The organism is Daejeonella sp. (assembly GCF_030684675.1).
Classification (GTDB): domain Bacteria; phylum Bacteroidota; class Bacteroidia; order Sphingobacteriales; family Sphingobacteriaceae; genus Daejeonella.
This window is the reverse complement of the sequence record NZ_JAUXXZ010000052.1, coordinates 115,799-138,471: the sequence shown is the minus strand read 5'-3', so window position 1 is coordinate 138,471 and position 22,673 is coordinate 115,799. Positions and strand designations below refer to the sequence as shown.

General features: G+C 38.8%; 19 protein-coding genes. 16 read left to right on the top strand and 3 right to left on the bottom strand.

Annotation, left to right across the window (positions count from 1 at the left end; all coding sequences use genetic code 11):
- Positions 1 to 366 precede the first annotated feature (366 nt).
- The 5 genes from guaB to Q8M41_RS11850 all read left to right on the top strand — a co-directional run bounded on the left by guaB (position 367) and on the right by Q8M41_RS11850 (position 6,062).
- Complete coding sequence (gene guaB / locus Q8M41_RS11870; protein WP_305365496.1) at positions 367 to 1,836, top strand: IMP dehydrogenase; 1,470 nt, start codon at positions 367 to 369, stop codon at positions 1,834 to 1,836.
- Between the two features lie 100 nt (positions 1,837 to 1,936).
- Entirely contained in the window at positions 1,937 to 2,521 is a 585-nt protein-coding gene (locus tag Q8M41_RS11865) for a TIGR00730 family Rossman fold protein (protein WP_305365495.1), read from the top strand.
- A gap of 195 nt (positions 2,522 to 2,716) precedes the next feature.
- Positions 2,717 to 3,577, top strand: coding sequence for an RNA polymerase sigma factor RpoD/SigA (locus Q8M41_RS11860; RefSeq protein ID WP_305365494.1), 861 nt, complete (start codon positions 2,717 to 2,719; stop codon positions 3,575 to 3,577).
- A 79-nt stretch (positions 3,578 to 3,656) separates the two neighbouring features.
- Entirely contained in the window at positions 3,657 to 5,102 is a 1,446-nt protein-coding gene (locus Q8M41_RS11855; RefSeq protein ID WP_305365493.1) for a glyceraldehyde-3-phosphate dehydrogenase, read from the top strand.
- Positions 5,103 to 5,270: 168 nt separating this feature from the next.
- Positions 5,271 to 6,062, top strand: a complete 792-nt coding sequence (locus Q8M41_RS11850; protein ID WP_305365492.1) for a PhzF family phenazine biosynthesis protein — start codon at positions 5,271 to 5,273, stop codon at positions 6,060 to 6,062.
- A 269-nt stretch (positions 6,063 to 6,331) separates the two neighbouring features.
- Here Q8M41_RS11850 and Q8M41_RS11845 read toward each other — a convergent pair whose 3' ends face one another.
- The gene (locus Q8M41_RS11845) at positions 6,332 to 7,039 is read right to left on the bottom strand and encodes a TIGR00730 family Rossman fold protein (RefSeq protein WP_305365491.1); all 708 of its coding nucleotides are present in this window, start codon (positions 7,037 to 7,039) and stop codon (positions 6,332 to 6,334) included.
- Positions 7,040 to 7,056: 17 nt separating this feature from the next.
- Positions 7,057 to 8,565: a sodium:solute symporter gene (locus Q8M41_RS11840; RefSeq protein WP_305365490.1), complete on the bottom strand. Its 1,509-nt coding sequence runs from the start codon at positions 8,563 to 8,565 to the stop codon at positions 7,057 to 7,059.
- Positions 8,566 to 8,997: 432 nt separating this feature from the next.
- Between Q8M41_RS11840 and recR the strand changes: the two genes are divergently transcribed.
- From recR to Q8M41_RS11825, 3 genes are read left to right on the top strand one after another with little or no spacing between them, the layout of a single operon-like run.
- Positions 8,998 to 9,615, top strand: a complete 618-nt coding sequence (gene recR, locus Q8M41_RS11835; RefSeq protein WP_305365489.1) for a recombination mediator RecR — start codon at positions 8,998 to 9,000, stop codon at positions 9,613 to 9,615.
- A gap of 18 nt (positions 9,616 to 9,633) precedes the next feature.
- Positions 9,634 to 10,449, top strand: a complete 816-nt coding sequence (locus Q8M41_RS11830; protein WP_305365488.1) for an SDR family oxidoreductase — start codon at positions 9,634 to 9,636, stop codon at positions 10,447 to 10,449.
- The gene (locus Q8M41_RS11825; RefSeq protein WP_305365487.1) at positions 10,446 to 11,285 is read left to right on the top strand and encodes an alpha/beta hydrolase; all 840 of its coding nucleotides are present in this window, start codon (positions 10,446 to 10,448) and stop codon (positions 11,283 to 11,285) included. Before Q8M41_RS11830 ends, Q8M41_RS11825 begins: the two co-directional genes overlap by 4 nt.
- A 789-nt stretch (positions 11,286 to 12,074) precedes the next feature.
- On the opposite strand, the gene Q8M41_RS11820 is transcribed toward Q8M41_RS11825, so the two are convergent.
- The gene (locus tag Q8M41_RS11820; protein WP_305365486.1) at positions 12,075 to 13,358 is read right to left on the bottom strand and encodes a carboxypeptidase-like regulatory domain-containing protein; all 1,284 of its coding nucleotides are present in this window, start codon (positions 13,356 to 13,358) and stop codon (positions 12,075 to 12,077) included.
- 477 nt (positions 13,359 to 13,835) lie between these two features.
- Here Q8M41_RS11820 and Q8M41_RS11815 point away from each other — a divergent pair, with 477 nt between their 5' ends.
- From Q8M41_RS11815 to Q8M41_RS11780, 8 genes are all read left to right on the top strand, one after another.
- Positions 13,836 to 14,135, top strand: coding sequence for a DUF3817 domain-containing protein (locus Q8M41_RS11815; RefSeq protein ID WP_305365485.1), 300 nt, complete (start codon positions 13,836 to 13,838; stop codon positions 14,133 to 14,135).
- Positions 14,136 to 14,217: 82 nt separating this feature from the next.
- Complete coding sequence (locus tag Q8M41_RS11810) at positions 14,218 to 15,267, top strand: COX15/CtaA family protein (RefSeq protein ID WP_305365484.1); 1,050 nt, start codon at positions 14,218 to 14,220, stop codon at positions 15,265 to 15,267.
- A gap of 226 nt (positions 15,268 to 15,493) precedes the next feature.
- Positions 15,494 to 15,871 carry a nuclear transport factor 2 family protein gene (locus tag Q8M41_RS11805; protein ID WP_305365483.1) on the top strand — a complete coding sequence of 126 codons (378 nt, stop codon included), beginning with the start codon at positions 15,494 to 15,496 and terminating at the stop codon, positions 15,869 to 15,871.
- A gap of 202 nt (positions 15,872 to 16,073) precedes the next feature.
- On the top strand, positions 16,074 to 17,873 hold the full coding sequence (locus Q8M41_RS11800) for a DUF885 family protein (protein WP_305365482.1): 1,800 nt from the start codon (positions 16,074 to 16,076) through the stop codon (positions 17,871 to 17,873).
- A gap of 278 nt (positions 17,874 to 18,151) precedes the next feature.
- On the top strand, positions 18,152 to 19,033 hold the full coding sequence (locus Q8M41_RS11795) for a hypothetical protein (protein WP_305365481.1): 882 nt from the start codon (positions 18,152 to 18,154) through the stop codon (positions 19,031 to 19,033).
- A gap of 87 nt (positions 19,034 to 19,120) precedes the next feature.
- Positions 19,121 to 19,984 carry a hypothetical protein gene (locus Q8M41_RS11790; RefSeq protein ID WP_305365480.1) on the top strand — a complete coding sequence of 288 codons (864 nt, stop codon included), beginning with the start codon at positions 19,121 to 19,123 and terminating at the stop codon, positions 19,982 to 19,984.
- A gap of 163 nt (positions 19,985 to 20,147) precedes the next feature.
- The gene (locus Q8M41_RS11785) at positions 20,148 to 21,446 is read left to right on the top strand and encodes an amidohydrolase family protein (protein WP_305365479.1); all 1,299 of its coding nucleotides are present in this window, start codon (positions 20,148 to 20,150) and stop codon (positions 21,444 to 21,446) included.
- Between the two features lie 185 nt (positions 21,447 to 21,631).
- On the top strand, positions 21,632 to 22,507 hold the full coding sequence (locus Q8M41_RS11780) for a PHB depolymerase family esterase (protein ID WP_305365478.1): 876 nt from the start codon (positions 21,632 to 21,634) through the stop codon (positions 22,505 to 22,507).
- The last annotated feature ends 166 nt before the right edge of the window (positions 22,508 to 22,673 follow it).

Genomic DNA, 22,673 nt, shown 5'->3' with positions numbered 1-22,673 from the left:
AAAGGAATGAGGCTATTTCTCTACGACAATATACTTCCTGAGTTATTTAGACGCTAATGTGCTCTCATTCCTTCTCACTTTAATTTCATAAATTTAAAGCTTTGTAAACATAGGAGACGCTGCGCTTAAACTACGGACAGTTAGGACAAGTAGGGACATCCTGCTGTGTCAACACTCCATTGTCAACTATCAATTCTCAACTCTCAATTGACTAGCTAAGTTCCCTCCTTCGTCGGCCTTGCCTGCCGCCAGGCAGGGATGACATCCTGCTGGGATGCAAACGGATCAATTATCAACTATCCATTGTCAATTCTCAATTAATTTCTTACCTTTGCCCTGCAAGTAATAACCCCTCAATTATTTGCTATGCAACTCGATCCAGAAAAATTCGTTTCAGAAGGTCTTACCTACGACGATGTACTTTTAATCCCTGCTTATTCTGAAGTTTTACCCCGTGACGTAGACACCAGTTCTTATTTCACCCGGAAAATCAAACTCAATGTCCCGATAGTTTCGGCAGCCATGGACACGGTAACCGAGTCTGTTATGGCAATAGCGATTGCTCAGGCAGGTGGTATTGGTATGCTGCACAAAAACATGACCATTGCTCAGCAGGCTGATGAGGTAAGGAAGGTGAAACGTTCAGAAAGTGGCATTATTCAGGATCCGGTTACGCTGGATGAAGGAGCATTGATTGCAGATGCTTTCCTGATTATGAAGGATTATAAGATCGGGGGGATTCCGGTAATCAATGCCGACAGGAAACTGGTTGGGATTATTACAAACAGAGACCTTCGTTTTCAAAAGGATATGAAGAAACCTGTCAGGGAAGTAATGACCAGTTCAAACCTGATCACGGCACCCGAAGGCACAACCCTTCCTCAGGCAGAAGAAATTCTTCAGGATTATAAAATAGAAAAGCTTCCGGTTGTAGATAAAGATGGTCGTTTAAGCGGACTCATCACCTTCAAGGATATTCAGAAATTTAAAAATTTCCCAAATGCCTGTAAGGATGAGCATGGCCGTTTACGGGTTGGTGCCGCAGTTGGAGTTACACCCGATACGATAGAGCGTGTGGATGCTTTGGTCAAGGCCGGGGTTGATGTTATTACCATTGATACTGCACATGGTCATTCGCGTGGGGTTATTGAAAAACTAAAAGAAGTAAAAGCAAAATATCCTGATCTTCAGGTTGTTGTAGGAAATATTGCTACCGGCGAGGCCGCAAAAGCCCTTGCTGATGCTGGAGCTGATGCAGTTAAGGTGGGAATTGGTCCGGGTTCAATTTGTACTACCCGTATCATTGCTGGTGTAGGGGTTCCCCAATTGTATGCCGTTTATGAATGTGCGAAAGCCTTGAAAGGCCGCGGCATTCCGGTGATAGCCGATGGTGGGATCAAACAAACCGGAGATATTGCAAAAGCCATTGCAGCGGGGGCAAGTTCGATTATGGCCGGATCATTATTCGCGGGGGTTGAAGAATCACCGGGTGAAACGATCATTTATGAGGGCAGAAAGTTCAAGTCATACCGTGGTATGGGATCTATTGAAGCGATGGAGCAGGGTTCTAAGGACCGCTATTTCCAGGATGTGGAAGATGATATTAAAAAGCTGGTCCCGGAGGGGATTGTTGGGAGGGTTGCATTTAAAGGTTCCCTTTCTGAGGTCATGTACCAGCTCATCGGCGGACTCAGAGCCAGTATGGGCTATTGCGGTGCCGCAACAATTGACGATCTGCAAAATGCACGTTTTGTGAAGATTACAGCCGCAGGAATGCGGGAAAGCCATCCTCATGATATTACTATTACGAAGGAGGCACCGAATTATAGCCGTTAACTTTAAGCTAAAAGTCGAAAGCCAAAAGCTGAAAGCAAAAAGGAGTATTGAGTACAAATCGTCCTGTACTCAATACTCAATACTAACTACTCACTACTAAATGAAAACTATCTCTGTTTTTTGTGGTTCCAACTTTGACGGTAATCCGGTCTTATTGAAGGCGGTGAATGATCTTGCTGATGCGATGGTTGAAAAGGAAATCTCCCTTGTCTTTGGTGGTGGCAGGGTAGGCGTGATGGGTCTGATTGCTGATGCAGTTCTAACACGCGGTGGAAAAGCGATTGGTGTAATTCCGCAATTCTTGATGGATAAAGAAGTGGGCCATACCGGACTTACTGAATTGATCATCACTGAAAATATGCATCAGCGGAAACAAAAGATGGCGGATCTTTCTGATGGCATAATCACACTGCCCGGGGGCTTTGGAACTATGGAAGAGTTTTTCGAGGTTTTGACCTGGTTGCAGCTTGGAATCCATGGAAATCCGATCGGTTTGCTGAATGTTGATGGGTTTTATGATCCCCTATTGATGCAAATTGACCTCATGGTGGAGAAAAAATTCCTCAAGCCCTTAAATCGTGAACTCGTGCTATCAGATCATGATCCAAAAACTTTGATTGAGCGGATGGAAAAATTTGATACAAAACCTGATGAGGTTTGGTTCAGAGACAGAAATTTAACCTGAGCTATACTTTCCTGTTTTTTTTCGAGTTTATATTAGAGGAAAATCGAAGAAATGGAATGATTTTTGTAGTAATAAAATCATCAAATTATTTTCGTTAAATCCTTAAAAATCAGCTAAATTTTGATTATAATTAACAATTAGCTGGCAGATTTTGTTTAAATTTGCAAACTTTTATATAGGAGTATTTATTCATAAATGAGACAACTCAAGATAACCCAATCCATTACCAACCGTGAATCACAGTCCCTTGACAAGTATTTACACGAGATTGGTAAAGTAGACTTAATAACCGCAGAAGAAGAGGTAATACTAGCACAAAAGATCAGAGAAGGCGATCAGGCTGCTCTTGAGCGATTGACAAAAACCAACTTACGTTTCGTAGTTTCTGTTGCCAAACAATATCAAAACCAGGGTCTGACTTTGGGAGATTTGATCAATGAAGGTAATCTGGGATTGATCAAAGCTGCCAAACGCTTTGATGAAACCAAAGGTTTTAAATTCATATCCTATGCAGTTTGGTGGATTCGTCAATCAATTCTACAGGCGATTGCAGAGCAGTCGAGAATTGTTCGTTTACCTTTGAACCAGGTAGGATCTTTAAGCAAAATCAGTAAAGCATTTTCGAGATTAGAGCAGGAATTTGAGCGTGAGCCATCTCCTGAGGAATTAGCTGAAAATCTGGAAACCACAGTAGAGAAGATTTCTGATACTTTGAGCAATTCAGGTCGCCATGTTTCTATGGATGCCCCATTTGTTCAGGGAGAAGAAAACACCTTATTGGATGTACTTGAAAACAGCGATCCCAATACGGATAGTAACCTGATCAATGAATCATTATCTGAAGAGATTAAACGTTCATTATCAACCTTAACTGAACGTGAACGCGAGATTATTGTACTTTTCTTCGGACTTAGTACGAATCATCCTTTATCACTGGAAGAAATTGGCGAGAAATTCAATCTTACCCGTGAGCGTGTAAGACAGATTAAGGACAAAGCATTGCAGCGTCTGCGTCATACATCCAGAAGTAAAATATTGAAATCATACCTGGGATAAACTCCCTTAATTATGTAAATGAAAAGATTGGGTCAATGATCCGATCTTTTTTATTTTTGAAGCAAATTATTTTATAAACATGCTAAACGTATACGAGAACGAGTTCAATAGCTGGATCGACAAAGAGAAAAAGGCAATAGAATTGATCAATGTAGTGGGTAAGCTTTGGTTTGACCGTTCAATAGAACTTCTGCTCTTCCGGAAACCACTTTTTGATATCGGGAGCAGTGAAATTCTCGCACATCATCAGTATGCTAAGACCATTGTCAATAAGAATATTTCAATTTATGAGACTCTGGCAATTGCTCAGGCAATCGCGAAGTCTAATCTGGCACCTTCCCGTATTGATATTGGTCGTTTAGCTGCCGAATGGATTGATGCAGATGGTAAGTTTTCGAGTATTGAAGATTTTGTTATCAAAAACCTTGTGCATCACATCGGCAAGGATAAAATTAAAATGAAGTCGAGGGATGTTGTTCTCTATGGTTTTGGCCGCATTGGCCGGATTGCCGCCAGAGAGCTGGTGATGCAGGCAGGCAAGGGAGAACAATTACGCCTCAGGGCTATAGTTACCCGTTCTTACAGTGATGAGGATCTGATCAAACGGGCCGATCTTTTGAGAAATGATTCGGTACATGGTCCATTTTTAGGGACTATCACGGAAGATTTTGAAAAAAAGGCTTTGGTGATTAATGGTCAGCTTATTTTCATGATTGCGGCCAAAGATCCATCCAAAGTAGATTATACAAGCTATGGCATCAGTAATGCGCTATTGATTGACAATACCGGGGTATTACGCGACAGGGAAGGACTTGGACAACATCTTGCATCTAAAGGGATAGAGCGGGTACTTTTAACAGCTCCCGGTAGGGGGGATGTTCCTAATATTGTTTTCGGGGTAAATAACAACGATTTTAATAAAGAGGAGACTATTTTTTCGGCAGCTTCCTGTACCACCAATGCCATAGTACCGGTATTGAAGATTATTCAGGATGCTTTTGGGATTGAAAAGGGCCATATTGAAACGGTACATAGTTATACCAATGACCAGAACCTGCTGGATAATTATCATAAAAAATACCGCAGGGGTCGTTCAGCGGCCTTAAATATGGTGATTACCGAGACAGGAGCTGATAAAGCGGTTTCGAAAGTATTCCCTGTTTTAGAAGGGAAATTAACAGGTAATGCGGTACGGGTTCCAACTCCTGATGTTTCACTCGCCATTCTCAACCTGACCCTGAATACTGAGGTTACGAAATCTGATATTGAAAAGGTATTGAAAGAGGCTTCACTTTTTGGTGATATGGTTGAACAGCTTGAATATTCGATCTCTAATGAACTGGTATCAAGTGATGTGATTGGGAACAGTCATGCTTCTATTGTAGATGGGCCGGCTACTATTTTGTCAAAAGATGGTAAATCAGCAGTGATTTATGTATGGTATGATAATGAATATGGCTATACGCGGCAGGTTGTGAGATTGGCAAAATCTTTGGCGGGGGTGATACGGTTGACGTATTATTAATTGAGAGTGGAGTCCCGATGGCTATCGGGATGAGAGTGGATAATGGAACGTTTATGAAGCAGGATGTCATCCCGACGCAGGAGGGAACTTATCTAATTAGTTGACAAATGAAAATGGAGAGTTGGAATTTACCCCAACTCTAATTATTATAAATAAATATTTAATACAATGCTTACTATTCCGATTTACCAGGTTGATGCGTTCAGTGATAAGTTGTTTGGCGGAAATCCGGCAGCTGTCTGTCCGCTGAAGGAATGGCTGCCTGCACCTCAGATGCAGAAAATTGCAGCAGAAAATAATCTTGCGGAAACTGCATTCTTCATCCCTCAGGGGAAGGATTATGAGTTACGCTGGTTTACACCTGAATCGGAAGTTGATCTATGTGGCCATGCTACTTTGGCAACAGCCCATGTTTTATTCACTCAGTTGAATTTTGAGGGTGATACTATTCATTTCCATACCCTAAAGGCCGGCACCCTTACTGTAAGCCGTAAGGACGATCTTTATACGCTCGACTTCCCATCGCGTGCTCCGCAAAGCTGTGAGGTCCCTGAGGGCTTGATTGAGGCTCTGGGAGGCATAAAGCCAGTCAAGATACTCCGCTCAAGAGATTATTTTATAGTTTATGAGACTGAAGCAGATGTTTTAGCCTTAAATCCAAATTTTGCTGCATTAAGCCGTATTGAATCTTTGGGCTTTGTGGTAACAGCGCCCGGAGATAACTCTGATTTTGTTTCCCGGTTTTTCGCGCCTTCTGCAGGTATCGATGAAGACCCTGTTACCGGATCTTCGCATTGTAACCTTATCCCATACTGGGCAGATCGTCTTGGAAAATTTAAATTGCATGCTTATCAGGTATCCGCACGACAGGGCGAATTATGGTGTGAGAACAAAGGGGACAGGGTATTGATGTCGGGGAAAGCGGTTACTTATTTGATTGGAGAAATTTTTGTTAGTTGAGAGTTGAGAAGGGAGAGTGGAGAGTTGACAATTGACAGTTGAGAATGGAGAGTGCACAGAGCACAGAGTAGGATGTCATCCCGACGCAGGAGGGAACTTCGTAGCTATTAACAGAATTATGTTCCAGATAAAGGAATTGTCTTTATTAAGCTAAAAGGTTAAAGCTGAAAGCTGTATTTATAAGTTGTAGGTTATAAGTTATAAGTTTTTGAGAAGTTAATTTCAAATGAAGCTTCATCCTCAGACTTCAGAACTCAGACTTCAGACATTTAAAAATTCGGTTTCAAAACATATTTCTCATAGAACCTGAAAATATGCTCTGTTGCTTCTTCTGCGGTATCCACCAAACGGTATAAATTCAGATCATCTTCATTGATATTATGCTCCTGCTCCAGCATATGGGTTTTTACCCAATCCATCAAACCTGACCAGTAATCAACGCCGACCAATACGATAGGAAATCGCGCTACTTTGCCGGTTTGTATCAGGGTTAATGCCTCGAACATTTCATCCATAGTTCCAAATCCACCCGGAAGCACAATGAATCCCTGTGAATATTTCATGAACATCACTTTACGAACAAAGAAATAATCAAAGTCAAGATTTTTATCGCGGTCGATGTATTTATTATGGAACTGTTCGAAAGGAAGGTCAATATTTAAACCGACAGATTTGCCTCCGGCTTCAAAGGCACCTTTATTTGCGGCTTCCATGATACCGGGGCCACCGCCTGAGATCACTCCATAGCCGCGTTCAGTCAGCATCCTGGCACAGTCTTCAGCCAGTTTAAAATATTTATTTTCTTGTGATGTTCTTGCAGATCCGAAAATAGAAACACAGGGTCCGATTTTAGCCAGCTTCTCAAAACCATCTACAAACTCGGACATGATTTTAAAGATCTGCCAGGAATCAGTAACCTTAATTTCCTGCCAGTTTTTATTCTCGAATGCGTGCCTTATTTTATCGTCATTACTCATAATTGGATTCGGATAGATTAAAATTGTGTTTTACTGGTGGCGGGTTTGCTGATTAATAATAAACCAATAAAAGTAATCAGGCCGTTTACAACGATCAGTTCATTATCAAAAATATAACCAGCCATTAAAGTTTTTGAATTTGCATTCAGAAAAAAGCAAATTGCCGGGGATAATAAACAAATGAAAGGCACCAGTTTATCTTTCACACCTCTGTTTTTCATAAATAAACCGAAACCATAAAGTCCCAGTAATGGGCCATAGGTATAGGATGCTACAGTGAATATGGCACTTACCACTGCCGCATTATTTACAAGATTGAACAATACGATAACCAGGAACATCAGCAGGGAAATGCCAATATGAACCATATGTCTGGTACGGATTGCTGCTGCTGAATTCAAATCTTCCCTTTTTGAGAATCCGAGGAAATCCACGCAAAATGAAGTGGTCAATGCGGTTAAAGCGGAGTCGGTAGTAGCAAATGTAGCAGCAGTTAATCCAAGCATAAAGACGACGGCCGGAACTAGTGCTAAATGGTTGAAAGCAATTTCAGGGAAAAGGAAATCGGTTCTTGGTTTGCCTGTAACATGGTCGAGCGGAAGTTCAATTCCATTTTTGCTTGCATATACGTAGAGCAATGCACCCACACTCAGGAAGAATATATTAACAATCACAAACACAGTGGTGAACGTGAACATGTTTTTCTGGGCTTCCTTTATATTGTTGCAACTCAGATTCTTCTGCATCATATCCTGATCCAGGCCTACCATTGCTATGGTAACAAAAATACCCCCCAGCAATTGTTTGCTGACATGGAACTTACTGGTCATAAAATCTTCGTAGAAGAATACTTTCGAATAACCACTATTCTTAATGGTATCAAATGCCTGTACTATATTCAGTCCCAAGCTATCACATATAAAATAAATGGTCAGCACGACCGAGGAAACCAGAAATAAGGTTTGAAGGGTGTCGGTAATGATAATCGTTTTTAAACCGCCTTTAAAGGTATATGACCAGATTAATGCGAGTGATATCAGTACTGTGGCCCAGAAGGGTACGCCGTAAGAATCGAAAATAAAGCGCTGCAAAACGATTACAACCAGGTATAAACGGAAAGATGAGCCAATTGTACGGCTCAAAAGGAAAATACTGGCAGCAGTTTTATAGCTGTATGTGCCTAAACGCTCTTCAATATAGGTATAAATCGAAGTTAGATTCATTCGGTAGTACAGCGGGAGCAGGACAGTCGCGATGATGATGAAGCCTATTGCATTGCCTAAAACGAATTGGAAATATTTAAATTCATTTCCTGCGGGATTACCAACTTCACCCGGGACTGATATAAAGGTTACTCCTGATAAGGCCGTACCGATCATTCCAAAAGCGACCAGATACCATTTTGAATTCCGGTTAGCGGTAAAAAAGGTTGAATTGTCGGAAGATTTTTTGGATGTAAAGTAGGAGATACCTAATAGCATCAAAAAATATCCAATCAGAAAACTAAGTAAAATTCCCGGAGCCATAAGATTTTTATAAATGATAATCTGTGCAAATTAATAATTAAGTTCTGAATATTCTCTTTACTGGTATTACAAAACGTTATGGGAATGCTTCGTAGTGCCTGCCCGTCCAGTCGTCGTTTGTCATTGCTAGTGTATCGTTTTGTCATTGCGAGTGTAGCGAAGCAATCTCCTCACTATCATTATAGGATTGCTTCGTCGTACCTCCTCGCAATGACAGTAGGAATGCTTCGGCGTGTTGTCTGTCCGGTCGTCGTTTGTCATTGCTAGTGTATCGTTTTGTCATTGCGAGTGTAGCGAAGCAATCTCCTCACTATCATTGCTGAATGTCCTGGGATTGCTTCGTCGTACCTCCTCGCAATGACAGTTGCACTGAAGCAGTATTTTCTATTAAACCCATGCAAAAAAGACTAAGTTTAAATTTAAATTTGCAGAATGAATTTTTCTTCCAAGCTGCTGGAAAATGCAGTCAATGAATTTTCAAGTTTACCGGGAATAGGTCAGAAAACGGCCTTGCGTTTAGTTTTGCACTTGTTGAACCAGCCGCAGGCTGAGGTTGAGAAGTTCAGTAATTCACTGTTGATTCTAAAAAGGGATATCAGGTATTGCAATGAATGTCATAATATTTCTGATCATGAGCTTTGCCAGATTTGTAGTTCTGTAAAGCGCGATAAGACGCTGATTTGCGTTGTAGAAGACACCCGGGACGTGATGGCGATTGAAAATACCGGACAATATCAGGGTGGATATCATGTGATGGGAGGCTTAATATCTCCAATGGATGGTATTGGTCCCTCGGATTTGAACATCGAAAGTCTCGTAAAGCGTGTTCAGGGAGGTGGAATTAAGGAGGTGATCCTGGCTTTAAGTGCTACGATGGAAGGTGATACGACAATTTTTTACCTGTATAAGAAACTTAAGGATGCGGGTGTTTCGATCAGTACGATAGCACGTGGTATTGCATTTGGAGGTGAACTCGAATATGTTGATGAAATCACTTTGGGAAGATCCATTGTTACGCGGGTACCGTATGAAAACTCTTTAGCGAGATGAATCTGATAAATAAAAAAAATGAACCTCAAAAATAAAACGGTAATCATTACCGGTGCTTCCTCTGGAATAGGTAGGTCTTGTGCAGAGGAGTTTGCTAAAAAAGGCTCAAACCTTGTTTTAGGAGCACGTCAGTATGTTACTTTATGCGAAATAGCGCAGGAACTGGAGTCAAAATATGGAATTAAAGCAGTGGCTGTTCAGTGTGATGTTTCTATAGAATCAGACTGTCAGATTCTGATCGATCAGGCAATAGCAAGCTTTAATCGTATCGATGTTCTGGTGAACAATGCAGGAATCTCAATGCGCGCACTGTTCAAGGATCTTGACCTGCAGGTTTTACGAAATCTTATGGATGTCAATTTTTGGGGCGCTGTTTATTGCACTAAATATGCAATCCCTGAACTGCTGAAACATCAGGGTTCGGTAGTGGGGGTTTCTTCAATAGCAGGTTATCGTGGCTTACCCGGCAGAACCGGATATTCTGCATCTAAATTTGCCTTGAATGGCTTCCTGGAGGCATTACGTGTCGAAAATTTGAAAACAGGATTGCATGTGATGATTGCATCACCCGGATTTACCTCATCCAATATCCGCAAAGTAGCACTTGCTAAAGATGGTACTTCACAGGGAGAAACCAGTATGGATGAAGATAAAATGATGAGTTCGGTGGAGGTGGCCCGGATCATTGTAAAAGGCATTGAACAACGTAAACGCTCATTGATCATGACCGCTCAGGGGAAACTTACAGTATTTTTGAATAAGGTATTGCCTGCCTGGCTAGATGGATTAGTCTACAATCATTTTACCAAAGAAAAGGATCCTCTTATTAAATGAAAGCGAAATACTTCCTGTTAGTTCTATTATTAACTTCATTTTTTGAGCTTTCGGCGAAAGTTTTGACCCAAAAGGATATTCCTTACCGCGAAAATTCACCAGATATCCGAAATCTTCTGGATGTTTATTATCCTGAAAATACGGAAGAGGCAAAAGATGTTTTGGTATTTATTCATGGAGGCTCATGGAATGGCGGGAAAAAGGAAATTTATTGGTGGCTGGGTAAAAACATGGCCCGGAAGAATGTTGTCTCAGTAATTATTAATTATAGCCTGAGTCCTGAATCTCAATATGATAAGATGGCTTCAGATTGTGCTATGGCAATAAAATGGGTTAGGGATAGTATCGCCAGATATGGAGGGCGTGCAGACAGAATCTTCATCATGGGGCATTCAGCCGGCGGACATCTTGCAGCATTAATCAATACAGATCCCAGATTTTTTGCAAGTGCAGGGATTCCTAATCCAATAAGCGGGGTAATCCTGAATGATGGTTTCGGATTGGATATGTATGAATATTTGACAATAGCCGAGCCGGATGAACGGACAGAAGAGTTTCTGAATGCTTTTACAAGGGATCAGGAAACATGGAAAACAGCTTCGCCGATGTACTATCTCCAAAATGTATTTAAGCCATTTCTGGTTTTTGTTGGAGACCGCACCTATCCGGCTATAAAACTACAGTCGAAGCGCCTTTATGACGAACTTCTCAAGGCAAATAAGTCAATTGAGATGAAATACATAAAAAGAAAAAGGCATAAGGGAATGATCATTCAAATGATTTCAAAGAAAAATCAGATGTATGATTTTATTCTGGAATTTATGGCTAAAGCATAATACGTTTCAAAATTGAATTTTCTATTATTGAAATTTCTATCCGTTTAAATTGAGGAATTTAAAATATCTTGATTTAGGCTTTTCAAATTGACGTTTTAACTAATCTCAAAATTAGAGATTCCACTCAACGTTGCTTCCCTCCATTGCCGGGGGGCGAATTCCTTTTGAAGGCCAAAAGGAACAAAAGCCTTCTTCAATCCCTAGGTGCCTTGGCCACAATCCCCCTACACATCAAAAAAAAAATGATCGCTGCTTTTGGGGGATATCTGATTATGAAAGCATTCCGGGTATGATCCCAAAATCTAATGCTCGGATGTGCTACTTGAATGAATCTGCTTCTTTTTTTTGATTTTGCTGGCACTGGTCCCGGTTTTAAACCGGGAGAATCGTCCTTCGCAAAGGCTTATCTGATATGAACGGTTTTGGGACAGTGCTCCGGGCTTACAACCGTTCATAAATTACCGCTATTGCCGATTGCTGGGATCGGCATTTCGGGATTTGGCAGGAAAGGCACACTTTTTCCCTGCAGTGACATTCATAAATCACTGCAGTTAAGCAATCCGGAGAAGTGGGGCAGATTCATTCATATCTTACACTACCAAAAACACGGCTTGGATTGCACCGATAGGAAAAAGTGTGGATTTACAACAAATACCGGGAAGCCGCGGCTCTTTTGCTTACTTTTCCAGCTGAAGGGAAAAGTAAGTGCCCTTCCGCCGCAAAGGCGGACCAATTTAATAATTAAGCACCAATTTTATTATTACAGGAAACGAGTGATTGATGTATCACTTACATCTTCCTCTGAATTTTCTTTATCGCTGTTTCTATTGATTTTTCAGGTTCAATAATATTGTATTCACCCCAGAATTCAGGATCAGCAAAGTTTGAAACCTTGTCCATCATAATTACGTTTTGCCTTAATTTCTGAGTTATCTTTTGCGAATCGTTGTTTTTCTTTTTCCAATCTGTCACAGCCATTTCAACTGATGTTTCATAGGTTGTGTTGAATAGTTTTTTATCCCAGTCAACCAGAAAAGTAATGTCACCACGGGAATAGGCAAAAATCCATTTCCCATTTTGTTCACGATAATTGATCTGGTAGCTTGCTTCAAGCGGATATACTTCAGCACCGGCAGGTTTCTTTTGGGTAAACATCAAACCCGCCGCTTTTTTATCCTCGACATTCAGATTAAATGTGGCACTAATTATTGCCATACTCTCGGTATCTATAAATAATTTACCATAATACATTGGTGCTGTAACCTCAGGTTTTTGCTTGAATGCAAGCACGTAAACTTTCCTGTCATCAATTTGTGTATTATTATCCAGAGAGAAATTATAAACTTTTAAAGCATCATCGGTGAAAATTAAGCCCGGATATTTCATGATGTCGAGGAATATTGTGGTATACGGACCTCCCTGTAATTTGAAAGTCAGCGTGTCTAATTTGGTGTAATCTGTATTCTTGCGGCCTTTGAAAAGTTCAATAAAATCATCAACATTACTCATGTATGGCTGCTTTTGAATTTCTACCACTGATTCTGATAGTGATAAATAGGTCCGGCGTTTTCTGATCGTCTCCCTGTAAAATCCGGTCATCAGGTTATGATCCTTACTGTAGTTCTGCTCTATTCTGCTTATTACTTGATTGAATAGTTTTTCAGCATCGTTTGTTGAGACTATTACCTCTCCAAGGGCTATGTTGAAGGATTCTAGAAGGATCTGGTTATTTTCAGGCTTCAGCTCTTTCAGACTGATTACCTTGTTTTTGTATCCCAGAAAAGAGATCATTAAATCTGCATTGGAGTTTTGATTGGGTATTTTTATAGAAAACTCACCTTCGCTATTGCTAACTCCCGAGATGTTTGTCCCACGGACTGATAAGGTCGCAAAGGCAAGTTCCTTTTTACTTTTGCTGTCTAAAATTATTCCCTTGTATTGGGTAAATGAGCTTGTATCACTTTGACCAAATACAGCTATTGAAGAAAAAATATTCAGGGAAAGAATGGCAATCAATACTAGTGTTGTACCTGTCAGTAATCCTTTAATGTTTTGTTGGGCCGGATTTTTCATGGCAAATGATTGAAATATTGTTTTTAATAATTGGTTATACAAATTTAAGCATGGAAATCGGGAATTGATATAGTGTTTACCACTACAAGTTTTTATTCCTGAGAATTGCTAGTGATCTGAATTCTGATCATCAGAAGATTGTTTGTCCAATTGTAAATGTTAATTATATAAATAATTGATTTTCAGCATTTTGTAAATAATGAATACTGTTAATCGAATTGGACGATTCAAAAGGCTAAACTAATATATGACAGAAAATAAACGCATCTGACTGAAAATGTTACATAAAGCATTGATAACCTGATAAATAAATGAAAGAGGGGCGGTGTTAATAGCCCTCTTTTTACATTGTTCTTGGTTTAGTCTGCATAGTTTATCATTAACCTTTAAATAATATTTCAGGCTTTACTTTCCAGTGATTTTTCTGAGCAGGATAATTTCTAATTTTAGCCCATTATTTAACAAAATTAAAGATACATGTTAAACACTCCATTGGGTCGTTTCCGTTTCATTGCTTTTATAGAAGGTTGTTCTTTCCTGCTCATTGGCTTAACGATGATACTCAAGTACCGGTATGATATGCCCGGACCTAATTATGTGGTTGGGATGGTGCATGGTGTGCTTTTTATTATTTATGTTTTATTGCTGCTTCAGGTAACTTACCTTTACAAATGGTCATTCTGGAAACTGAGTCTTGGTTTTCTGGCATCATTAATTCCATTTGGGACATTCTATGCTGATAAGAAGTGGTTTTCAAAGCAAGATCCGAATATTTGAGTATTCAGAAGGTCTCGTTTTAAATTTCGTTATTCACAGCATTTAGCCTGGTGATTGGACATAAATTAATTTCAATATTTAAATGGAGAACAACTCATTTAAGAATAATCGTGCAGTAGCCATCTGGTTATACATTGGGGTTGGAATGATCATAATACAGGTTTTGATCGGAGGGCTTACCCGTCTGACCGGTTCAGGATTATCCATTACTGAATGGAAGCCGATTTTAGGTGCCTTCCCTCCAATGAATGAACAAGCCTGGCAGGCAGCTTTTGATAAATACAAGGAGATCGCGCAGTTTAAACATTTGAATAGTCATTTTAGTCTGGGAGATTTTAAAATGATTTATTTCTGGGAATGGTTCCACCGCGATTGGGCGAGGTTAATGGGGCTGGTATTCATTTTTCCTTTCATCTATTTCCTGATTAAGAAGAAAATCCGCCGGGATATGGTCAAGCCGATGATCATTTTATTTATTTTGGGCGGATTACAAGGGGCTATTGGCTGGATTATGGTTCAAAGCGGACTTAATGCCGAGAATTTGTATGTCAGCCATATTCGTCTTGCGGTTCATTTTATTTCGGCCCTTGCCTTATTAGCCTACACACTTTGGTTTGCGATGAAAGTCAGCATTCCTTCTGATCAGATTTTACACGTTCCTAACCTGAGAAAACTGAACATCTGGCTGCTGTTATTGATTACCCTTCAGTTGACTTACGGTGCATTCATGGCCGGTTTGCATGCCGCATTTGCTGCGGTTACCTGGCCGGACATGAACGGGCAGTGGATACCGGATGGGATGCTGGTGCAGGGAGGCTTTTGGGATGATATCAGTCATAACCTGATCACGGTACATTTTATCCACCGCGCACTCGCTTATCTCATCTGTATACCGGTCATTATCTGGACGATCAAGACTAAGGATCTTCCTGCCAACAGCTTGTTTCGTAAAATCCGCTTTCTGCCTGTAGTTTTATTATTAGTTCAGATCCTTTTGGGGATTCTTACCGTAATTAATACCAGTGGTGAAATACCTTTGATTTATGCGATACTGCATCAGTTTGTTGGGATGTTATTCCTGCTTTCATTTGTTGCGACCTTGTTTTTGAGTAGAGGAAAGCAGGGGAAATAGGGATTTTCGATCGCAACGTATTTTTCAAAAATCTTAGCCATACCGCCCTCCCGGGTATTTGTTTCTGTTATTTTATACTGAAAATTATATTATTAATTGGTTTTGCAAACGGGTATATTCGTTTATAAGTGGATAGAGGATGGACGTTCCTCAAGCTATAAGTTAGCGGCAAGGTTTACTGATACCTTATGAAATAGACAACTAATAAAGAAATAGCGATTAAATTGTGAAAAATAGAGAAAAGATAATTAAAAACTATATTGAAGGATATAACCAGTTTGACATAGAAAAAATGGTAACAGACTTAGATGATAACATGGTTTTTGAAAACATTCAAAACGGTGAAACAAATATGTCTTTGACAGGATTGGCTGCATTCACACAACAAGCTGAACAAGCAAAAGCATATTTTACCGAAAGGACACAGACAATTAAATCATTTGTTCACTCTGAAATTACGACTGAAATAGAAATTGATTATAATGCAATTTTAGGAATGGATTTTCCCAATGGACTTAAAAAGGGGCAGGAATTAAATTTAGTTGGGAGGTCAATTTTTGAATTTAATGGAGACAAAATAATCCAACTGACAGACATTAGCTGAATAAAAAAAGTAAAAAAAACACAATACACATGCCGCTAACAGGCGCTTGGCAAAAAAGCGGGTTTAGTGATTTATTGAACATTCTACCTCGCATCAACTTTTGTGCTGGGTTGACAGTTTCAGTGCTTCGGAATCCGCTTCTTCGCCAAGCGCCAAAACGTTGGCAGTAATTTTAACGAACCAAATGATTCAAAATAACAATATGAAAAAAAATATTTATTTAATTCTTATAACTTTTGCTTTAAGTTGTAATTCAAATAAACACAGCGAGGAAATCTCGAGTAATGGTGAACTGGCAGCCACCTTTGAAAGTTATTATAATGACAGGATGGAATTGTTCCCTTTGGAGGCAACCTACAATGGTGACAATAGCTATAACGATCAGTTACCAGCTGCTTTTACCGATAGCTATCATGACCAACTCACCCTTTTTTACACGAAATATAAACAAGCCCTTAGCAAGTTTGACTCTGTTAGCTTGAATGACAATGATAAAAAGAGCCTTGACATTTTAAACTATGGATTGGACATGTATCTCCGTGGTCTCAATTTGAATTTCATCGGGAGTTCATTTTTAAACGAGAATAGATACATACCCTTTGATCAGTTCAATGGAGTGCCTCTCAGTATGGGACAAATGGGCTCCGGTACAGGCACTCAACCTTTCAAAACAGTCAAGGATTATGACAACTGGTTGAAAAGAGCTGCTGCTTTTTCGGCCTGGTCGGATAGTGCCATTGTTGCTTTTAAAAAAGGGATTGACGTCAACTATGTACTGCCCAAAGCAGTAGTTATAAAAATGATCCCGCAATTAGTAGAGCTTATCAGTCAGGACGCAACGACAAGTTTATTTTACGGTCCCATTAACCTGATGCCATCTTCTTTTAGTGAAGCAGATAAAAAAAGATTGACAACGTCATTTGTAGAAGTGATCAATGGGCAGATTGTTCCTTCGTACAAAAAGCTTGCAGTTTTTTTGCAAACAGAATATTTACCCAAGGCCAGACCAACCACCGGTATCAACGCACTACAAGGTGGCGATGAGTTGTATGCCTACTATGTAAAATACTGGACAACCACCAACAAAACACCAAAGGAAATTTATGAAACTGGCCTGTTGGAAGTAAAGCGGATAAGAGTAGAAATGGAGCTGATCAAAAACCAGGTGGGCTTCAAAAGTAGTCTTGATTCTTTTTTTACTTTTATGAAAACGGATAAGCAATTCATGCCTTATAAAACTGCAGAGGAAGTGTTAACTGCATTTAGAAATATACAGGCCACTATTGATCCGAATCTCAAAAAAATGTTTACCCTTGTTCCAAAGACAAAATTTGAAATAAGGCAAACAGAAGCGTTTAGGGCAGCAAGTGCTAGTGCTGAATATTACCCAGGATTACCAGATGGAAGCAGAGCCGGAATATTTTATGTGCCGATCATTGATGCAACTACTTTTAATACAACAAGTGGTATGGAAAGTTTATTTCTGCATGAAGCAATCCCTGGGCATCATTACCAGAATAGTATTCAATCTGAGAATGTAGCATTACCTAGCTTTCGCAGGTATATTTGGTATGGTGCCTATGGTGAGGGTTATGCTTTGTATTGCGAAAGCTTGGGAAAAGAACTCGGATTATATACCGACCCATATCAATACATGGGTGCATTGGGGGAAGAGATACACCGGGCCATCCGTCTTGTTGTGGATGTGGCCATGCATACAGGTAAAATGACTAGGGAGGAAGCCATACAATATATGATGGAAAATGAAGCCATCAGTGAGGAAGGCGCAATAGCAGAAATTGAACGCTATATGGTTTTCCCCGGACAAGCATTGAGCTATAAAATCGGTGCTTTGAAAATCTGGGAACTAAGAAATAAATACAGCCAACTATTAGGAAATAAATTCAACTTGGCTTCATTTCATAATGAATACCTAAAAAATGGTTGTATGCCATTAGATGTTTTAGAACGCTCTATGGATGTATGGGCTAATAAACAATGATCATTATTACTTTCCTATCAAATATTTTTTATCTAAACCATTTTGAAAACTATAATGAAAATCTGAATTCGATCTCCATAATTAATAAAAACTACTGCCAACACGGGTTTGGCAAAAGTGGCAGTTCAGTGCTCCGCAGACACATTTGTGGTTAATCAAAGTTTGGTTCTCCGCATCGACATTTGTGGTGAAAATCGCCACCTTCGCCAAGCCCGAAACCGTTGTGGGCAAGCTAAAAACAGACATCATTCATTTATTTACAACCAAAACTAAATATTATGAAACGCAGAACATTTATTAAAAATTCAACGCTGACAGTTATCAGCGTTAGTGCTTTCGGAGCTTTAAACTGGAATGGTAAAAGCTTTGAAGGCGACACACAAACTACAACTGATATTCTGGGTCCGTTTTATAGACCTAACTCACCATTGCGGACAAATCTAAGACTTCCAAATTCAAATGGGACACCAATAGTTTTAAAGGGCAACATTTTTAAAGAGGACGGGAAAACCCCAATCAATAGTGCGTTAGTTGAAATCTGGCATTGCGATGAAAATGAACTTTATGATAATGCCTCTGACGAATACAAATATCGTGGCGGACAAAAAACGAAAGCTGATGGAAAATATGAGTTTAAATCTATTTTACCTGTTCCCTATAAAGCCGACCCAAAAGATGAATCATCTTGGCGACCTTCTCATATACATATGCGGGTATCTGTACCCAATCAGCAGGACTTAATAACACAACTCTATTTTAAAGGTGGTAAATATGTTGAAACAGACAAATGGGCTTCTTCCCCTCAAGCGGTTAACAGAATACTCAATATTTCTAAAACCAAATTAGGAGAAAGCGAAATTGTTTTTAATGTTAGTATGAGTAAAGAAATTCCTCTTGACCAAAAAGTTTATGATAAGGTTACTGGGCTTTATAATATTGGAGACAGCAACACCATCGAATTTACAAAAAATGACGATTTGCTGTTTATGAAAAGAAATGGACAGCTTTTTTCAAGTTTGAAATATATTGGCAACAACACATTTGAAAGTGGTATAGGCTATCCCAAAGTGACTTTTGAATTGCTTAAAGATGGTGGTACAAAAGTAGTAGTGGTAACTGCAACTAAAACGTACAACGGAACAAAGTTTTTAAAATACTAGGAGCAAAAAATCGGTGGACAGCATAGCCTGCAAACCCTTATGTGCCATGTTACTGCTACACTCTAAAACTAAACAATTAAAAAATATATGGCAGACAATACGGAAGAAGAACATTTAGATAATCCGATAAATAATCAATCGGAAAACCCTCCTGACGAAATTATCTCAACAAATGACGCTGAGACTATCAACTCAAATCAAGAAACTGAAAATATGGAAGTACATCATCATGCTCATCACGAAGGAAGGAAAAATTGGAAATCTTATTTCTGGGAATTTTCAATGTTGTTTCTTGCAGTTTTTTGTGGCTTTTTGGCTGAATGGCAGTTAGAGCATGTTATTGAGAATAATAGAGAAAAAGAATTTATTAACTCTATGATAGAAGATGCTCAAATTGATACCGCTAATATTAATAAAGTAGTAAAAGAAAACAAAATACGGTTACTTTATATTGACTCACTTATATCAGTTTGTTTCAACTACGAAAATCAAAAGACAAATGATTATGAAATTTATAAACTCTTCAGGAAAGCTATAAGAACTGCAAGCGTTGTTAAACCAACCGAAAGAACATTGATTCAGTTAAAGAACTCTGGCGGCATGCGTTTAATAAGGAACAAAGCCTCTGCTGATATCATTATTTTTTATGACGAAGTTGAAGAAGAAGTTAAATTCCAACAAGAAAATGTGGACAAATTAGCCTACGACTATATCGCTGCCTCGTATGAACTTTTTAATTATAAATATTTTAACCCGGGGGCTTATGTTGGTGTATCACCTGATGCTAAGCTTTTAAGCCACGACAATATAAAATTGACAGAATTTGGAAATAGATTAGTTAATTATGGTGGAACTTTTACTAATTACAATTCTAAATTAGGAAAAATGAAAGAAAATGCAATAAAGTTGATTACTACCTTACGTAAAGAGTATCATTTATCGGACAAATAGAAAAGCATGAACGCATAACACCGTATTGGCAATAGTGGTGCCGACTTTATAAACTCAAAATTTGTAATTCTATTTGGCATTTGTTCAAATGCTGAACAGAATTTTTCAAATGACCCACCATCGCCAGTAAGTGAACCGATATGCAATATTTAAAATACAATAGATGAAATCAAGAAACATAGTAAAATGTATTATCATTTTTATAATTGGGGTGTCATCCGCATTCGCACAGTTCAGATTTGATAATTATGCTTTATGCCATTTGAATATTGTAGATGTCAACGCAAAAAAAATACTAGAGGATTATACCATTGTAATCCAAAACGGTAAAATCCAAAACATTTTACCTTCAAAAGATTACATGCCAAATGACAGTGTTCAATCCATAGTTTTAAGAAATAAATTTGTAGTTCCCGGCTTAATAGACGCTCATGTACATTTTGCAACAGATCCTACTGAAGAAAGGAGGGATAATGCAGAAAAAGTACTCAGAGAGATGTTGTTAACCGGCATTACATCGGTAAGAGATATGGCTGGTGATGCAAGAACATTATCAAGTTTATCAAGAGATGCTTTAATTGGTGATATTGTGGCTCCAAACCTTTATTATTCCTCATTAATGGCCGGAAAAAAGTTTTTTTCTGACCCAAGAACCATCGCTACAACTCAAGGAGGAGTAAGCGGAAAGATGCCTTATATGAAAGCTATTGATAGCACATCTAATATGCCATTGGAAGTAGCCCAAGCTACAGGCACAGGTGCATCAGGTATAAAAATGTATGCAAATTTATCCAATAATGAGGTGATAAAAATTGTGGAAGAAGCTAAAAAGCAAAATATTTCTGTTTGGTCTCATGCATCATTGCAATTAGCTAAACCTTCTGAAATAATAGCAAGCGGTGTGCTTGCTGTTTCACACGCGAATATGTGGATATATGAAAATGACAAGAATGAAGATTTGATAAAGTTTTGGAGTAATCATAAATCTGGAGGAGAGGAAAATGAATTTTGGGATAAAGAATTTGAAAAATTAGACTTTTCTGAATTATATAAATTAATGGTCAAATACAACGTGGTTTTAGATGCAACAATTACCGTATTAAAAATACAGAAAAAAGACCCTCGAAGGGTTTGGGTTTACGAAATTGGAAAAAGAATAATTCAACAAGCACACAAAGCGAGTGTCCTCATTGATGCCGGTAGTGATTCTGACCAAGAAACATTTGTTCAGCACGAAATGAAGTTATTGGTTAATGAATGTGGCTTTACGCCATTTGAAGCAATAATATCTGCAACTAAATATTCGGCAATGGCAACAGGTATTTTCAATCAAGAAGGCTCAATTGAAATTGGCAAAAAAGCGAACTTGCTTTTTTTAAATTCAGATCCGACTAAACATATTAACAATATAGATGAGGTGCTTTTGGTAATTAAAAATGGAAAGTTGTATAATCCAAAATAAACGTTGTATAACACGGGTTTTTGGTCAGGCGGTCTGACGTTCAAACTTGGAGCTTTGTGCTTCTATCAACTTTTATGCTTGGCTGACAGTTCAGTTCTCCAAAATCCCCCAATCGCCAAGCCCGAAAACGTTAGCGGTAAGCTTTTAAGAGCATCAGTTTCTATTATTTATAAAATAATAATCATATGAGAAAACAGTCATTCCTACTTCTATTAATACTCTCCTATTTATCTTCTAATGCACAATTGTTAAGCGATTCTCTTTTAATTGATAATCATTACCGAACCTTTCATTTTAAAAAACCTTCCCTGCCAAATACTAAATCAAGTTTAGTTTTTATTCTACATGGTTCTGGTGGTTCCGGTAAAGGAATAATGAAAACAGCGGTAAAGCTGGAAGCAAAAGCTGAAAGTGAAAACATCTTATTGGTTTATCCCGATGGATATAAACATTTTTGGAATGAATGCCGTAAAACGGCGACCTCGGCTGCAAATCTTGAAAATATTGATGAGAATAGTTTTTTTAATCGAATGATTGAATATTTTATTTCAAAATATCAAATAAGTTCAGGTCAGGTATTTGCAATTGGAACTTCCGGGGGCGGACATATGGCATATAAACTAGCCACAACAATGCCTGCAAGATTCAAAGCTATTACGGCTATCATTGCGAGCCTTCCAGACACCAGTAATATGGACTGTATTGAAAGAAAATTACCTATGCCTGTTATGATTATAAATGGCACCAGCGACCCGGTAAATCCTTATAACGGTGGGGAAGTAAAAATTTCGGGGACTGTTTTTGGAAAAGTTCGTTCAACTGAACAAACATTCAGATATTGGTCAAGTTTGGATGGTTACAAAGGAAAGCCTAAAAAAGAAATTTTACCGGACACCGACCCCACAGATGGAAAAACAATTGAAAAGTTTAGTTACAAAAAGAAAGGAAACCCTGAAGTTGTTCTTTTAAAAGTAATTAATGGAAAGCACGATTATCCAAATGATATAGATGTTTACTTAGAAAGTTGGAATTTTTTTAAAAGACAAATCAATTTTAAATAAGCCTACCACTAACGCAGGTTTGGCAATATGACAGCCGAAGTGCTTCTAGGAAATCCCGTTCCTACGGGATGCAAGGTTCAACAGCAGGTATTCTATTGAACTTTTGTGCTAAAAATCTGCCAAGCGCAAAGGCCTAAAACGTTTTACCTCATCGTATAAAAAACAA

What these genes read in the sequence shown, in the direction of transcription:
- Q8M41_RS11830 (WP_305365488.1), top strand. Translation starts at nt 9,634, where the DNA reads ATGAACCTCAAAAATAAAACGGTAATCATTACCGGTGCTTCCTCTGGA.
- Q8M41_RS11810 (WP_305365484.1), top strand. Translation starts at nt 14,218, where the DNA reads ATGGAGAACAACTCATTTAAGAATAATCGTGCAGTAGCCATCTGGTTA.
- guaB (WP_305365496.1), top strand. Translation starts at nt 367, where the DNA reads ATGCAACTCGATCCAGAAAAATTCGTTTCAGAAGGTCTTACCTACGAC.
- Q8M41_RS11800 (WP_305365482.1), top strand. Translation starts at nt 16,074, where the DNA reads ATGAAAAAAAATATTTATTTAATTCTTATAACTTTTGCTTTAAGTTGT.
- Q8M41_RS11865 (WP_305365495.1), top strand. Translation starts at nt 1,937, where the DNA reads ATGAAAACTATCTCTGTTTTTTGTGGTTCCAACTTTGACGGTAATCCG.
- Q8M41_RS11855 (WP_305365493.1), top strand. Translation starts at nt 3,657, where the DNA reads ATGCTAAACGTATACGAGAACGAGTTCAATAGCTGGATCGACAAAGAG.
- Q8M41_RS11850 (WP_305365492.1), top strand. Translation starts at nt 5,271, where the DNA reads ATGCTTACTATTCCGATTTACCAGGTTGATGCGTTCAGTGATAAGTTG.
- Q8M41_RS11820 (WP_305365486.1), bottom strand. Translation starts at nt 13,358, where the DNA reads ATGAAAAATCCGGCCCAACAAAACATTAAAGGATTACTGACAGGTACA.
- Q8M41_RS11845 (WP_305365491.1), bottom strand. Translation starts at nt 7,039, where the DNA reads ATGAGTAATGACGATAAAATAAGGCACGCATTCGAGAATAAAAACTGG.
- Q8M41_RS11825 (WP_305365487.1), top strand. Translation starts at nt 10,446, where the DNA reads ATGAAAGCGAAATACTTCCTGTTAGTTCTATTATTAACTTCATTTTTT.
- Q8M41_RS11785 (WP_305365479.1), top strand. Translation starts at nt 20,148, where the DNA reads ATGAAATCAAGAAACATAGTAAAATGTATTATCATTTTTATAATTGGG.
- Q8M41_RS11790 (WP_305365480.1), top strand. Translation starts at nt 19,121, where the DNA reads ATGGCAGACAATACGGAAGAAGAACATTTAGATAATCCGATAAATAAT.
- Q8M41_RS11780 (WP_305365478.1), top strand. Translation starts at nt 21,632, where the DNA reads ATGAGAAAACAGTCATTCCTACTTCTATTAATACTCTCCTATTTATCT.
- Q8M41_RS11860 (WP_305365494.1), top strand. Translation starts at nt 2,717, where the DNA reads ATGAGACAACTCAAGATAACCCAATCCATTACCAACCGTGAATCACAG.
- Q8M41_RS11840 (WP_305365490.1), bottom strand. Translation starts at nt 8,565, where the DNA reads ATGGCTCCGGGAATTTTACTTAGTTTTCTGATTGGATATTTTTTGATG.
- Q8M41_RS11795 (WP_305365481.1), top strand. Translation starts at nt 18,152, where the DNA reads ATGAAACGCAGAACATTTATTAAAAATTCAACGCTGACAGTTATCAGC.
- recR (WP_305365489.1), top strand. Translation starts at nt 8,998, where the DNA reads ATGAATTTTTCTTCCAAGCTGCTGGAAAATGCAGTCAATGAATTTTCA.
- Q8M41_RS11815 (WP_305365485.1), top strand. Translation starts at nt 13,836, where the DNA reads ATGTTAAACACTCCATTGGGTCGTTTCCGTTTCATTGCTTTTATAGAA.